We start from the raw sequence: 14398 nt of genomic DNA on the forward strand, positions 1-14398 counted from the left end.
GGGAGGGAGCCGTCAGCGGCGAGCGTATCCCCGGGCCAGGGGGCGGTCAACGCGCCGCGCACTGGCGCGCACGATCGCGCGCAGCGGAACGCCGACCGCGAGCGCCGCGGCGCCCGAGAGCGAGCGGTCGTGCGCGCCGAGGGCCGACTTGCGATCCCACGCGCGCCGCAGGGGGCCGCCGAGGGTCGAGCGGACCGGTCGGCGCGGCGGCAGCCCTCCGCTCGCGCGCTCGCGCACGAGGGCGTCGACGGCGGTCGCGGCATCGGCGTCGGCCTCGGCGTGCAGGTAGTTGTCGGCGGCCCACGCGGGGGCGGGCATCCGGAAGCGGCCCTCGATCAGGTCGTCGACCGAGCCCAGGAGCCCCGAGTCGCGGAAGACCGTGTTGATGAGCGCGTCATCGACCCCGAAGTCGTCGAGGGCGAGCGCGGGGATGCCCCGGGCGACGGCCTCGAGGATGGCCGTCGAGCTGACCGTGGCGAGCGCGCCCGCGGTGTCGAGGGTCTGCGACATCGAGCCGCCCCGCACGACGAGGTTCGGCGCCCGGGCCGGCAGCTCGGCGAGCAGATCGGCGAGCGGCCAGCGCTCGGCGTGGGTCTGCTGCTCGCCGGTCGCCGCGCGCACCTTCAGCACGACCCGCCGATGCGGGTGGCGGCGAGCCGTCGCGTCGAGCTGCCGGACGAGCCAGCGGCGCTCCTCGAGCGTCGCGGGGACGAGCGCCTGCGCGGCGAGCACGATGTCGTCGCCGGCCGGCGGGCGGCCCTCCAGGAACGGCAGGCTCGACAGCGCGAAGCGGTGCGACCAGCCCAGGGCCTCGGCTCGGTCGGCGAACGCGCGCCGCTCGCGCCGAGAGTGCACGAGCATGACATCGGCCTGCGCCCGGTAGTAGAGGGCCTTGCGGGTGGCCGGGATGCCGACGCCCGGAAGCCCGGTGACGAGAACCGGCCGGTCGCGCAGCTCGACGAGCTCGCGCAGCACGACCGCCGCGGTCGGGCCGCGCATGCCTACGAGGACGGCCTCTGGCCGATGGTGCCGCACCTGCGCGAGGAGGTCGTCGAGCCCGAGCACGGCGAGGTCGCGGCTGCGCCACCGCGTGCGCTCGAGAGCGGCCCGCCGCTGCGGCTCGCTCGGCATGACCGGGTTCGCCAGGAGCTGCAGCGCGACCTCGTCGCTCGACGCCTCGGGCGCGAGCCGCTCGACCGTGCCGGCGGCCCACTTCAGGTACGAGTCGGAGTCGGCGATCGCGATCAGCCTCACGCGGGGACCCGCCGGAGCTTCCGCATCGGCGCGAGCTCGCCCGGCTGCACGCGCTTGACCCCGTCGCCGAGCGCCTGCTCGATGATGCGCACGTCGCGCACGAGGTGCTCGAGCCCCTGCGGCTCGAGCGACGCCGCCTGATCGCTGCCCCACATCGTGCGGTCGAGCGTGATGTGCCGCTCGATGACCGTCGCGCCGAGGGCCGCGGCGGCGAGACTGATCTGCAGCCCCCGCTCGTGGCCGGAGTAGCCGACGGGCACCCCCGGGTAGCGGGCGGCGAGCGCGGGGACCACCCGGAGGTTCGCCTCGTCGGCGGGCATCGGGTACGTCGAGGTCGCGTGGAGCAGGATCAGCCGGCCCCGGGCATCCAGCGCCTCGATCGCTGCGTCGATCTGCTCGAGCGTCGACATGCCCGTCGACAGGATGACCGGCTTGCCGGTCGCCCCGATCGCCCGCAGGAGGGGCAGGTCGGTCACGGAGGCCGACGCGACCTTGTGGGCGACGACGCCGAGATCCTCCAGGAAGGCGACGGAGGGCTCGTCCCACGGCGAGGCGAACCAGTCGAGACCGCGGAGAGTGGCGTGGTCGCCGATCTCGATGTACTGCTCGCGGTCGAGCTCGACGCGGTGGCGGTACTCCAGGTAGGTCATCGTGCCCCACGGCGTGTCGCGCGCGACGTCGCGCATGTGGGCGGGAGTCGCGAGCTCGGGCGTGCGCTTCTGGAACTTCACCGCGTCGGCGCCCGCCGCCGCCGCGACGTCGATGAGCTCCTTGGCGATGCCGACGTCGCCGTTGTGGTTGAGGCCGATCTCGGCGATGACGTAGACGGGGTGACCCGACCCGATGGGCCGACCGGCGATCCTGACGCTCACGCGCCTCCTCCTTCGATGGTGCCCGCGAGGGCGTCGGCGAGCAGCAGCTGCTCCTCGGTGTCGATGTCCAGACCGCAGCGCTCGGCGACGATCGCCGGCTCCACCCGCCCGAAGAAGCGATGGCGCGCGGCGCGGAAGCCGGCCGCGTCGAGCACGTAGAAGGCGCCCGTCTCGGCGACCTGCGGAGGGAGCTCCTGCCGACGCGGGCGGTGCGCGGGGTCGTGGTTGACTCCCGACCATCCGCGCGGTGTCGCGCCGGAGGCCTCGCCGCTCGGAGCCCACAGGAACACCGGGGTCGCGATCGCGGAGAACACGGCGTCGGCCTCCCCGGAGCGCACCCGCGCGACCGCCGCATCCAGATCGGCCGGGTCGATGAAGGGCGAGGTCGCCTGCAGGAAGACCAGCACCTCGGCGCCGTCGCCGGTCACCTCGAGCGCGTGCAGGAGCGCGCTCTCCGAGGCGGCGTCGTCGCGGGCGAGATCCGCGGGCCGCACGACGACGACGGCGCCGGACGCTTCGGCCTCGCGGGCGATCGCGGGGTCGTCGGTGCTCACGACGACGCGGTCGACGGATGCCGCGGCGCGGGCCGCACCCACCGCCCGCGCGACGAGGCTCCGCCCGCCGACCGTGCGCAGGTTCTTCCCCGGCACTCCCCTCGACCCGCCGCGCGCGGGGATGACGGCGATGACGCTCACGGGGCGACCGGCGCCGGGTCCGCGAGCCGCACGCTCGAGCCGGTGCCCTCGAGCACGACGCTGAGCGTCTCGATCGCGCTCGACGGGCGGCTCACGACGTCGAGCGGGCGGAGCGCGCCGGCGAGCGCGAGCTCCACGGGCACGGCGGCCGGGACGACCTCCACGTGGCGCTCGCGCGCGAGGGCCCGCAGGAACCACTCCGGCTCGCGCCGGTGGGGGAGGTAGGCCAGGCGCTGCTCGCGCGCCAGCCGCCGCACGAGGCCGCTCTGCTCGTCGGCCTCGATGAGGCCGTCGGCGACGGCCGCCGTGCCGAGGACGATGCGACGCCCCTCGGGCACGTCGCGCGCGGCGAGCCCGTGCTCGCGGGTCCACGCGAAGCGGTGGTGCCGCACCCGGGCGCCCAGCTCGAGGAGGGACGCGACCGCCGGATCGGCGGGAGGGAGGTAGGTCGTGACGTCGAGGCGGCCCTCCGCGGCGAGCGCGCGGAGCGTGCGCATCGTCGATGACGCGAGAGCGCGCCGCAGGCCGTTCGGGCCGTCGGCGGCGGCCCGCGCGGGGCGCAGCAGCGGCTCGCCCGCCCCGAGCAGCCGGGCCAGGCGGCGCGTGATCGCCCCGTCGTCGACGAGGACGAGACGGTCGGGCACGGCGCGCGCCAGTCGCGCCTGCACGAGGCCCGAGAACGCGTCTCCCACGAGCCACTCGGCGCCGGCGGCGAAGCGATGCCACGGCATCAGCCGCCGCTCGATGCCGATGGCGGCCGCCTGCGGGAGGCCGCGGTCGTGGACGTGGGCGGCAGTGCGCTCGAGCTGTGTGTCGCCCGCGCGCGGGACGATCGCGAGCGGCTGGTCGCGCTCGTCGACGGTCAGCGCCGCGTGCTCGAGCGCCCCGAGCAGCTGCAGCGGCGACTCGACCCACGCGGTCGTGCACGGCACCGGCATCGGCTCCCCCTCGCGCGGCCCGCGCCGACGACGGGGCCTGTGTCGCGAGCGACGCTACGAGCGGCGGGTGACGCGGTGCGGGCCCGGCGGTGAACGCGGGGCGACCGACGGATGACCGACGGCCGTTCCGACGCGCACACCGCCGCATCCCCTTTTTGTGCCATTCCCCCAACGGCACCGGCCGGTGGCTGGTCGATAGGCTGAGCCGGTGACCGACGAGACCCCCGCTCCCGACCTGTCGACGACCGCCGGCAAGATCGCCGACCTGCGCGTCCGCTACCACGAGGCCGTGACGGCCGCGGGCGAGGCGGCGATCGAGAAGCAGCACGCCAAGGGCAAGATGACCGCCCGCGAGCGCATCGACGCCCTGCTCGATCACGGCAGCTTCGTCGAGCTCGACGAGTTCGTGCGCCACCGCACCCACGCGTTCGGCATGGAGGCCAAGCGCCCCTACGGCGACGCCGTCGTCACGGGCACCGGCACGATCCACGGCCGCCAGGTGGCCGTCTACAGCCAGGACTTCACGATCTTCGGCGGCTCGCTCGGCGAGGTCGCCGGCGAGAAGATCATCAAGGTCATGGAGCTCGCCATCAAGACGGGCGTCCCCATCATCGGGATCCTCGACTCCGGTGGCGCGCGCATCCAGGAGGGCGTCGTCGCGCTCGGCAAGTACGGCGAGATCTTCCGCCGGAACACCGCCGCCTCGGGCGTGATCCCGCAGATCTCGATCATCTGCGGCCCCGCCGCAGGCGGTGCGGTGTACTCCCCCGCCCTCACCGACTTCGTGATCATGGTCGACAAGACCAGCCAGATGTTCGTCACCGGACCCGACGTCATCAAGACCGTCACGGGCGAGGACGTCGGCATGGAGGAGCTCGGCGGCGCGCTCACCCACAACCGCACCTCGGGGGTCTCGCACTACCTCGCGCAGGACGAGCCCGACGCCTTCGACTACGCGCGCGCCCTGCTCAGCTACCTGCCCGACAACAACCTCGCCGAGCTGCCCGAGTACGCATCCGAGGCCGAGCTCGAGATCACCGACGACGACCGTCGACTCAACGGGATGATCCCCGACAGCCCGAACCAGCCGTACGACGTGCTCGACATCATCGACCACGTCGTCGACGCCGGGTCGTTCCTGGAGGTGCAGCCGCTCTTCGCGCCGAACATCGTCATCGGATTCGCGCGCGTCGACGGCCGCAGCGTCGGCGTCATCGCCAATCAGCCGAAGGCGATGGCGGGCACGCTCAACATCGACGCCGGCGAGAAGGCCGCGCGCTTCGTGCGCTTCTGCGACGCCTTCTCCATCCCGATCCTGACCCTCGTCGACGTGCCCGGGTACCTGCCCGGCACCGACCAGGAGTGGACGGGCGTCATCCGGCGCGGCGCGAAGCTCCTGTACGCCTACGCCGAGGCGACCGTCCCCCTCGTGACGGTCATCACGCGCAAGGCCTACGGCGGGGCCTACATCGTCATGGGGTCCAAGCAGCTCGGCGCGGACATCAACCTCGCCTGGCCCACGGCTGAGATCGCCGTCATGGGCGGGCAGGGCGCGGTGAACATCCTCTACCGCAACGAGATCAAGGCGGCCGAGGCGGCGGGCGAGGACGTCGCGGCGGTCCGCACGCGCCTGGCGAACGAGTACACCTACAACGTCGCGAGCCCCTTCCTCGCGGCCGAGCGCGGCGAGATCGACGGCATCATCGAGCCGGCGGCCACGCGCGTGGCGGTCATCAAGGCGCTGCGGGCCCTCAAGGGCAAGCGCGCGAGCCTGCCGCCCAAGAAGCACGGGAACATCCCGCTGTGACGGCCGAGGTCGATCCTTCGGGCGCGGATGCTCCGCCGACGCCCGTCGTGCGCATCGCGTCGGGCCGCCCCACGGAGGAGGAGCTCGCCGCCGTCCAGGCCGTGATCGCCGCCGTCCTCGCCGAGCAGGCCTCGCTCGGAGCGCCGCGACGGGCGGCCTCCGCGGATCTGTGGCGGCGAGCCGCGCAGGCTCCGCGCGCGGACGTGCACGCGGGCCCCGGCGCGTGGAGCGCGTCGCGAGGCCAGCGCGGCTGCTGAGCCGAACGGGCGGGATCCGGCGCGGAAGCGCGCGGCCGAGGCGTCCGAAGTGCGGAATCCGTCGTCGACGGTGCGGATTCCGCAACCGGAAGGGTATCGGGACCCTCGATCGCTACCCCCGGACGGGGGATGTACCCCGGTATCGCGCACATCTCCGTCCCACATCCCCGGAAAATCGGGCGAGGCTTCGATCGGGGTACGAAAAATGTACCCCGCCGGTCCCCCAAAATGACGACTGTGCGCGCTCCCTCGGGATTGGCACTATGTCATGTAAGCGGTGCAGCTCCATCGGAGCGCACCACCCTTCACCGGCCGAATAGGGTAAACGGCCGGGTGATTGGGGGGCGAGTTAGATCCATATTCGGGTTGTGGATCTAACTCGATACGTTGCGAAGGGCCGGAGATGGGTACTCCGGCCCTTCGATCGTTAACGCGGCCTCTCTAGGAGCCGGAGGCGAGCGCCGAGGGTCTCGGGATCTCCAGCCACAGATCGACCTCGTCGTCCTCGTCGTCCTCCTCCTCGGCCGAGCCCAGATCGCGGGCCGAACCGTCGCCCACGGGCGTGAGCCCCACCACCGTGACCGCGATGTCGGAGTCGGCGGGCGCAGTCCGCGCGATGATCCGGCGCGCCTCCGTGCCGCGGATCGCCGTGGCCAGCTGGTCGAGGATGCGGTCGCGCTCGTCCGGGTCCATGCCGTCGAGCCCGCCCTCGTCGAACAGCGTCACGGTCGCGCCCCGCCGTCGAGCCGACATCACCTGGGCGCGCACGGCGTCGTTGAGCAGCTCGCGCCCGCGGATCTCGTCGCGGATCGCCGCCTCGAGGTAGATGCACTCGCGCCGCTGCTCATCGGTGAGCTCGCCCCTCGAGCGCTCGATGACGCGCAGCATCGGAGCGGCCATCGTGCTCGTCTGCCCGAGACGGAACTGCCGCTCGTACAGGTGCGCCTCCTGGGCCGCCTGCCAGTCGGTCGCCTCGCGCTCGGCCTGCGCGAAGCGGTTGGCGTCGAGGGACGCCTTGGCGAGCGCTCGGCTGAGGATGTGCGAGATCGCGACCCACGCGGCCGAGCCGATCACGCCGGTGCCCAGCAGGAGCCCGGGGCCGCCCCACCAGATGGTCTGGACGACGAGGAGGGCGATGCCGACCCACGCGAACATGTGCCGCTTGCGGGTGGACGTGATCGTCATGAGGGTGCCGATCGCGGCCACGTACCAGGTCGCGTAGCCGAGACCGCCGTCGCGTCCGGGGTCGAGCTGGGGGGTGATGAGCAGGGTCAGGCTCACGCACACGGCGACATTGAGCGCGGCCATCCAGACGGGCATGCGCTCGGGCTGCCCGGGGAGGAGGCTGATGGTCGAGGCGAGCGCGTAGAGCACCATCGCCGCGAGGACGGGGAGCGGGTTCGAGGGGGTATCGATCGTGTACAGGCCGAGCACGATGTGATAGCCGGAGAAGAGCGCCGCCATCGTGACGATGAGCGCCCGGGGCACGCCGATCCTCATCGAGCCTCCTCGATCGCCTCGAGCGGCTCGGATCCGGCGGAGGGCGGGGCGAGGACGGGCCAGCGGACGACGATGACCGTGCCGTGACCGGGCTCGGAGCGCACCTCGGCGCTCCCGCCGGCATTGGCCACGCGCTCGATGATCGAGCGCCGGACGCCCAGCCGCTCGCCGGGGACCCTCGCGGGGTCGAACCCCGCTCCGGCGTCGCCGACCTCGATCTCGATCGCGCCGCCCTGCACGCCGGAGACGCGCAACCAGCGCCGCACCTCGGAGCCGCCGGCGTGCTGGATCGAGTTCACCATGGCCTGGACGGCGGCCGAGTAGAGCGCCTCGGCCTGCGCCGCCGGCACGATGCGCGTGTCGAGCGAGCGGACGCGGATGGAGAACGGCACGGACATCTCGCGCGCCGCCCGCACGATCCGGTCCGCGACCTGCCGGAAGCGGACCGTGCTGCCGTCGTCGGGAGTCGCGAGCGCGGCCTCCTCGAGGTGGCGCATCGCGTTGCCCGCCATCGTCGCGGCGAGCAGCTTCTCCTCCGGCGACTCGGCGCGCGCCGCGGAGAGGAAGGTGGTCAGGACGCTGTCGTGCACGATCGCGTCGACGTGGACGCGCTCGACCTCCGTCGCGTGCTGGCGGACGGCGTACGAGTAGCGGTCGAGAGCCGTGCCCTGCGCGTCGTCGACCGAGCTCGATGCCGCGCGGGTCATCGTGATGATGACCAGCACGGCGCCGCCCAGGATGACGGCGTACACGGCGTTGAACAGCCCGAGCTCCCACGGCCCGTCGCCGCCCGTGGGCATGGCGCGGATGATGCCGTAGATGAAGGGGACCACGAAGAGGTAGATGAGCGCGCCGCGCACGCTCAGGCCGATCGCGGCGCTCGCGGTCGCGACGGTGGTCAGCAGGTAGAGCCAGTGATCTCCCTCCTGCGGGTTCGCGGGATCCGCGAGGAAGAACGGCCAGGTCAGCAGGGCGAGAACGTACACGACGGCGACGACCCGGTGCGCGCCCACGACGAATCGCTTGAGCCCCGAGCACAGCAGCGAGAGCAGGAGCGAGCCGTACATGGCCCCGGTCGCGATCGCGGCCCACAGCGGCTGGGCGAGCCCGTACTGCGGGATGACCAGCAGCAGCGCCTGGATGCCGAAGACGGCGCCGAACCACGCGACCGATCTCGACAGGACGGTATCGACCCGCTTTCGGCTGATCGGCTGGCGCGGCTGCTTCGCCGCGCTCGGAGCCGGCTCAGGCCGAGTCATCGCCATCGTTGTCGAGCCCCGGGAGGATGCCGTCCTCCACGGCGCGGCGCAGCAGGTCGACCTTCGTCGGCGCGGGCCGCCCGACCTCGACGTACTTCGCGCGGATCCGATCGAGGTACTCGCGAGCCGTGGAGTACCCGATGCCGAGCTGCTGGGCGGCGAGCTTGAGCGGCAGGCCCGAGGCGTAGAGGTGGAGGATCTCGCGCTCGCGGCGTCCGAGCTGCGCCTTCGCGAAGTCGCGGTCGGCGTCGATCGCGCTCGCCCACTCGAGGTTGTTGAGCACCTCGCCGCGCGCGACCGTCTCCGCGGCGGCGATGACGGTCTTCGTCGCGGAGGACTTCGGGATCACGCCGGCGGCGCCCGCGGCGAGCGCCTCTCGCACGCTCGCGACGCGGTCGGCGATCGAGTGGACGAGGACCGCCGAGCCCGTGGCCTGCACGGCCTTGACGTTCTCGGTCACGCTCGAGCCATCGCCGAGCGAGAGGTCGAGCACGACCACGTCGACCTCGCCGGAGCCGAGGCCCTCCACGAACTCGGGCACGGTCGCCGCGGCGAGGACGAACTCGAAGCCCGCGTTCGTGAACGCGGCCTGGAGGCCCAGGCGGACCGACTCGTGGTCATCGACCACGGCGATCCGAACCTTCTTCCCCTGGGGTGCGACCACGACGACGTTCTACTTCCCTGAGCGGCTCGGAGCGCACCGTCGGGCTGCGGTGCTCGCCCCATGTTAGTCGGCCCGCAGCCCTCGGAGCGCGTCGCGCCGCGCCGGTCGAACGCCCCCGGAGCCCGCGGATGAGGCGAGAATCAGTCGCGAACGAGCGACGCGACGGCCTCCACGTGGTGAGTGTGCGGGAAGAGATCGAAGGCCCGCACCCCCGCCAGCCGGTAGCCGTGCGGAGCGGCGAGCGCGACATCCCGCGCGAGCGCCACGGGATCGCAGGCGACGTAGATCACCTGAGCCGGAGCGAGGCGCCCCAGGACGGCCATGACCTCGGTGCCGGCGCCCGAGCGGGGCGGGTCGAGGACGACCGTCGCGGCCCGCAGACGGGCGCGCTCGGCCGCGCTCGCCGACTGCTCGAGCTCGCGCAGGAAGCGGTCGACGCGCGCCGTGATCGCGGCGGCGCCCACCCACTCGGCGAGGTTCTCCGCGGCGTGCTCGGTCGCGCGCTCGTCGGACTCCACGCTCGTGATGCGCGTCGCCGCGCCGAAGCGGTCGCCGACGGCCGCGGCGAGCAGGCCGACCCCGCCGTACAGGTCGAGGTTCGCCGCGCGCGCGTCGAAGATCGCGTCGTCGATCGCGCCCTGCACGGCGGCGGTGAGCGCGGCGGGGGCCTCGCGGTGCACCTGCCAGAAGCCCGTGTCGTCGAGCCGGAAGCTGCGCTCCCCCACGCGCTCGGTGATGACGGTGGGCTTCTGCTCGCCGAGCACCAGGCGCGGGTCGCCGACCGTGGGGGCGAGCACGTCGACCGTGCCGAGGCCCGTGAAGCGCTCGCTGAACGGCGTCGCGGCCTGCACCGCGGGCGAGGCGAGCGGAGCATCCGTCACCGGGATCACCGTGTGCGAGCGGCTCGCCATCGGCCCGATGCGACCCTCGCCGTCGACGTGCAGACGGATGCGGGTGCGCCAGCCGAGGCCGTTCGCGGCGTGATCGCCGGGCAGCTGCTCGACCTTCACGTCGCTCTCGATGCCGGCCATGCGCTGCAGCGACTCGGCGAGCACCTGGCGCTTCAGCTCGCGCTGGTGGCTGAGGGCGATGTGGCCGAACTCGGCGCCGCCCGCGCGCTGGCGCGGGTCCCGGTCGATGCTCGCGACCGGCCAGACGTGCTCGCGACGGTGCTCGCTCGGCTGCAGCGCCTCGATCGCGTCGGCGCGCCAGAAGCTCTTCTTGCGGTCGTCGGAGATGCGCGCGCGCACCGTCTCGCCCGGGATCGCGTCGGCCACGAAGACCACGCGGCCGTCGAGGCGGCCCACCGAGATCCCGCCGTGCGCGATGCGCTCCACCGTCAGCTCGACCTCGCGGCCGATGTTCTCACCCATGCGCCCCAGACTACGGGCCGGTCGGCGCGGGCCCGCCCGGCAGCGGCCCCGCCGATGCGGCGGGTGCCCGGGCACCCGACCGGAGCGCCGCCTACGATCGTGCTCGTGCGCCTCATCCTCGCCTCCACCTCCCCCGCCCGGCTCGCCACCCTCCGCGCCGTCGGCATCGAGCCCGTCGCGATCGCTCCGCTCGTCGACGAGGATGCCGCGGTCGCCGCGGCCGGCCCGCTGACTGCCGCCGAGATGGTCCAGCTGCTCGCCCGCCTCAAGGCCGAGGCCGTGCTCGACCCCGCCGTGTGCGGAGGCGCCGGATTCGCGCCCTCCGACCTCGACGGGTTCATCCTCGGCGGCGACTCGGCGTTCGAGCTCGACGGCACCGTGTTCGGCAAGCCGCACGAGCCCGAGATCGCCCGCGAGCGCTGGCTCGCCCAGCGCGGCCGCAGCGGCGTGCTGCACTCGGGCCACTGGCTCATCGACCACCGCGGCGGGCGCCTGCGCGGCGCCGTCGGCCGCGCCTCGAGCGCGACGGTGCACTTCGCCGACGACATCGAGGAGTCGGAGATCGACGCCTACATCGCCACCGGCGAGCCTCTCAAGGTCGCCGGCGCCTTCACGATCGACTCCAAGGGCGCCGGCTTCATCGACCGCATCGAAGGCGACCCGCACACGGTCGTCGGGCTCTCCGTGCCGCTCGTCCGCAAGCTCGTGCACGAGCTCGGCGGGCGGTGGACGGAGCTCTGGAACCGCTAGACGCGGGCCGCCCGCGAGCGCGCGCCGAGCATCCGTCGCCTGTGGCCCCCTGCAAGGGATCGCCGTCGCTTTTGTGAGGGCGAGCCAAACGGGGGGTGCCGACCGGCCCCTAGGGTAGAGAACCATGGCCCGCATCTCGAAGGTACTCATCGCGAACCGCGGCGAGATCGCCGTCCGCGTCATCCGCGCGGCGCGCGACTCCGGTCTCGGCACCGTCGCCGTCTACGCCGACCAGGACCGCGATGCGCGGCACGTCAAGCTCGCCGACGAGGCCTACGCCCTCGGCGGCACCACGAGCGCCGAGACCTACCTCGTGATCGACAAGCTGCTCTCCGTCGCGCGCCGCTCGGGCGCCGACGCGGTGCACCCCGGCTACGGGTTCCTCGCCGAGAACTCGGAGTTCGCCCGCGCCGTCATCGACGCCGGCCTCATCTGGATCGGCCCCTCCCCCGAGGCGATCGACGCCCTCGGCGACAAGGTCAAGGCGCGCCACATCGCCGAGAAGGTCGGCGCCCCGCTCGCCCCCGGAACCCTCAATCCCGTGTCGGGCGCCGAGGAGGTTCTCGACTTCGTCGACGTCCACGGCCTGCCCGTCGCGATCAAGGCCGCGTTCGGCGGCGGCGGGCGCGGGCTCAAGGTCGCCCGCACGCGCGAGGAGGTGCCCGAGCTCTTCGACTCGGCCACGCGCGAGGCCATCGCCGCGTTCGGCCGCGGCGAGTGCTTCGTCGAGAAGTACCTCGACAAGCCGCGCCACGTCGAGACGCAGTGCCTCGCCGACGCGCACGGCAACGTCGTCGTCATCTCGACCCGCGACTGCTCGCTGCAGCGCCGCCACCAGAAGCTCGTCGAGGAGGCGCCGGCGCCGTTCCTGACGGACGAGCAGACCGAGCTCCTCTACACGTCGTCGAAGGCGATCCTCCGCGAGGTGGGATACGTCGGCGCTGGCACGTGCGAGTTCCTCATCGGCGCCGACGGCACGGTCTCGTTCCTCGAGGTCAACACGCGCCTCCAGGTCGAGCACCCCGTCTCGGAGGAGGTCACCGGCATCGACCTCGTGCGCGAGCAGTTCCGCATCGCCGAGGGCCAGGAGATCGGCTACGACGACCCCGTCGCCCACGGCCACTCGATCGAGTTCCGCATCAACGGGGAGGACCCGGGGCTCAACTTCATGCCCATGCCCGGCCCCGTGCACGCCCTGCGCTTCCCCGGCGGCCCCGGCGTGCGCGTCGACTCGGGCGTCACGACCGGCGACGTCATCTCGGGCGCCTTCGACTCGCTCCTGGCGAAGCTCATCGTCACGGGCAGGACGCGCGAGGATGCCCTCGAGCGCTCGCGACGCGCCCTCGCCGAGTTCGAGGTGGCCGGTCTGCCCACCGTGCTCCCGTTCCACCGCGCCATCGTCGACGACCCCGCGTTCGCGCCCGCCGACGGCGCCCCCTTCACCGTCTTCACGCGCTGGATCGAGACCGAGTTCGACAACCGGCTCGAGCCCTGGAGCGGCACCCTCACCGACGAGGTGTCGGCGCCCGTCGCCCGGCACACCGTCGTCGTGGAGGTCGGGGGCAAGCGCCTGGAGGTGTCGCTCCCGGAGTCGCTCATGCCGAGCGGAGCATCCCGCCCCGCCGCCGCGCTCGCCGTCGCCCCGCGCCGTCGGGGAGGCTCGGCGGTCGCCGTCGGCGCCTCAGGCGACGCCGTCAAGAGCCCCATGCAGGCCACGGTCGTGAAGCTCGCCGTCGCCGAGGGCGACACGGTCGTCGCCGGCGACCTCGTCGCCGTGCTCGAGGCGATGAAGATGGAGCAGCCCATGACCGCGCACAAGGACGGCACGGTCTCCGGCGTCAACGCCGCCGTCGGCGAGACGGTCGCCGCGGGCCACGTGCTGCTCACCATCGCGGACTAGCCCCGCCGCATCTGTCCGAGGCGCCCGGCCCCGCGCCCCTGCCGCCCGCGCGTCTGCGCCTCCGCGCTGCGCGTGTGCCGAAGAGTGGCGAGTGAGTCGAAACATTCCGACCCGATCGCCACTTCTCGGCTCAATCGCGACCCACTGGAACGCCGAGGCGCTGGAGCGCGCTCGCCATCCGCTTCGGCGAGCGCGCGGTCGACCAGTCCCAGCGGCCGAAGGTCCGCACGGATGGACGGATGTCGTCCTCCCGCACCTTCTCGTCGTACACCACGTCCGCCGGTGTACGGCTTCGCAGGAACTGCGGATCGGAGTACTTGGCACGCCCGTCGAACTCGGCCGCAGCACCGAACTCGGGCCAGCCGAAGTCGGTGTGCCAGATCCGCCCTGACGCTCCGATGACTCGGAACTGCAACTCGGGCGGTGGCGCGCCGATCAGGTGCATCGTCACTCGACTGAGCGATTCACCCGGACGATTCGCCCGCTCATCCGCGAAGTCGATCACCCTGCGGGCGCGTGCGCTTCCGGGTGCGCGGCCGAGCTCGTCGAGAGCGCCGGAGAGGGCGGAGCGGAAGGAGAGCAGGCTGAGCCCGTCATGGTCGCCGCGGCCGACGGAGAAGAGCGCAGCATCCGCAACCGCGACGGCCGCCGAGAAGCTCGCTGTGCCAGCAACATCGATGACGGTGCGCGCCAGTGACGTAACCGGCAGGCCAGCGACGTGCAGGGTCTCGGCTTCGGGAGTGCAGGTGCGGTGCCGTCGAAGCGTGCGGTTCGGACAGAGCCCACTGCCTGCCGGGACGGTCGAGTGGATCTCGTCGGGCCAGCCGTCGACAGCCGGAAGACCCCACAAGGCGGCGGCTGACCAGTGGGAGATGGTGTCGTACCTGCTCAGCCGACGAGCGGTCGCGAGAACTCGCAGTCGATAGCGGTCGTCTGTGCCGAGTCGCCCCAGATCGTCGGCGGCGACGTGCACCCCGGGATGCACCGACACCATAGCTGTCGAGCGCAGGGCGCGGTAGAGCCTCGTTCTCTCGCCCGCATCCTGCGTATCTCGGGCGTAGACGAGGGGCAGAGGCGGAGCGTCCGACGATGTGCGCATTGCGACAGCATGCAGGCGCCTGCCCCCGTG

13 protein-coding genes are annotated in these 14398 nt (G+C 73.0%); 4 read left to right on the top strand and 9 right to left on the bottom strand.

From position 1 onward, the window contains the following. Positions 1-12 precede the first annotated feature (12 nt). Genes ASC54_RS00395 through ASC54_RS13115 form a run of 4 tightly spaced genes read right to left on the bottom strand, consistent with a single transcriptional unit; the run spans position 13 to position 3759 of the window. On the bottom strand, positions 13-1254 hold the full coding sequence (locus ASC54_RS00395; RefSeq protein WP_055895994.1) for a DUF6716 putative glycosyltransferase: 1242 nt from the start codon (positions 1252-1254) through the stop codon (positions 13-15). Then, a complete protein-coding gene (locus tag ASC54_RS00400; RefSeq protein ID WP_055895996.1) occupies positions 1251-2126 on the bottom strand; it encodes an N-acetylneuraminate synthase family protein in 876 nt (291 codons plus the stop codon). The genes ASC54_RS00395 and ASC54_RS00400 overlap by 4 nt, the downstream gene beginning before the upstream one ends. Further along, positions 2123-2821: a cytidylyltransferase domain-containing protein gene (locus ASC54_RS13110; protein ID WP_055858692.1), complete on the bottom strand. Its 699-nt coding sequence runs from the start codon at positions 2819-2821 to the stop codon at positions 2123-2125. The genes ASC54_RS00400 and ASC54_RS13110 overlap by 4 nt, the downstream gene beginning before the upstream one ends. Next, positions 2818-3759 (bottom strand): hypothetical protein, encoded by a 942-nt coding sequence (locus ASC54_RS13115; protein ID WP_055895999.1) that lies wholly within the window; start codon positions 3757-3759, stop codon positions 2818-2820. The genes ASC54_RS13110 and ASC54_RS13115 overlap by 4 nt, the downstream gene beginning before the upstream one ends. Before the next feature lie 208 nt (positions 3760-3967). On the opposite strand from ASC54_RS13115, the gene ASC54_RS00415 reads away from it, so the two are divergent. Further along, positions 3968-5566: an acyl-CoA carboxylase subunit beta gene (locus ASC54_RS00415; protein ID WP_055858686.1), complete on the top strand. Its 1599-nt coding sequence runs from the start codon at positions 3968-3970 to the stop codon at positions 5564-5566. Beyond that, positions 5563-5823: an acyl-CoA carboxylase epsilon subunit gene (locus tag ASC54_RS00420; protein ID WP_055858683.1), complete on the top strand. Its 261-nt coding sequence runs from the start codon at positions 5563-5565 to the stop codon at positions 5821-5823. The genes ASC54_RS00415 and ASC54_RS00420 overlap by 4 nt, the downstream gene beginning before the upstream one ends. 441 nt (positions 5824-6264) lie before the next feature. Here ASC54_RS00420 and ASC54_RS00425 read toward each other — a convergent pair whose 3' ends face one another. The 4 genes from ASC54_RS00425 to ASC54_RS00440 all read right to left on the bottom strand — a co-directional run bounded on the left by ASC54_RS00425 (position 6265) and on the right by ASC54_RS00440 (position 10619). After that, complete coding sequence (locus ASC54_RS00425) at positions 6265-7323, bottom strand: hypothetical protein (RefSeq protein WP_055858678.1); 1059 nt, start codon at positions 7321-7323, stop codon at positions 6265-6267. Then, on the bottom strand, positions 7320-8582 hold the full coding sequence (locus ASC54_RS00430) for a sensor histidine kinase (RefSeq protein WP_235451345.1): 1263 nt from the start codon (positions 8580-8582) through the stop codon (positions 7320-7322). Before ASC54_RS00430 ends, ASC54_RS00425 begins: the two co-directional genes overlap by 4 nt. Next, on the bottom strand, positions 8569-9246 hold the full coding sequence (locus ASC54_RS00435) for a response regulator transcription factor (RefSeq protein ID WP_055859464.1): 678 nt from the start codon (positions 9244-9246) through the stop codon (positions 8569-8571). The genes ASC54_RS00430 and ASC54_RS00435 overlap by 14 nt, the downstream gene beginning before the upstream one ends. Before the next feature lie 140 nt (positions 9247-9386). Next, positions 9387-10619 (bottom strand): class I SAM-dependent RNA methyltransferase, encoded by a 1233-nt coding sequence (locus ASC54_RS00440; RefSeq protein ID WP_055896002.1) that lies wholly within the window; start codon positions 10617-10619, stop codon positions 9387-9389. 105 nt (positions 10620-10724) lie between these two features. On the opposite strand from ASC54_RS00440, the gene ASC54_RS00445 reads away from it, so the two are divergent. Next, positions 10725-11369 (top strand): nucleoside triphosphate pyrophosphatase, encoded by a 645-nt coding sequence (locus ASC54_RS00445; protein ID WP_235451346.1) that lies wholly within the window; start codon positions 10725-10727, stop codon positions 11367-11369. Between the two features lie 124 nt (positions 11370-11493). Next, positions 11494-13269: a biotin carboxylase N-terminal domain-containing protein gene (locus tag ASC54_RS00450; RefSeq protein ID WP_055858665.1), complete on the top strand. Its 1776-nt coding sequence runs from the start codon at positions 11494-11496 to the stop codon at positions 13267-13269. 130 nt (positions 13270-13399) lie between these two features. On the opposite strand, the gene ASC54_RS00455 is transcribed toward ASC54_RS00450, so the two are convergent. Next, a complete protein-coding gene (locus tag ASC54_RS00455; RefSeq protein ID WP_156376684.1) occupies positions 13400-14242 on the bottom strand; it encodes a hypothetical protein in 843 nt (280 codons plus the stop codon). Positions 14243-14398 lie beyond the last annotated feature (156 nt).

The organism is Yonghaparkia sp. Root332, assembly GCF_001425665.1.
Taxonomy (GTDB): domain Bacteria; phylum Actinomycetota; class Actinomycetes; order Actinomycetales; family Microbacteriaceae; genus Microcella.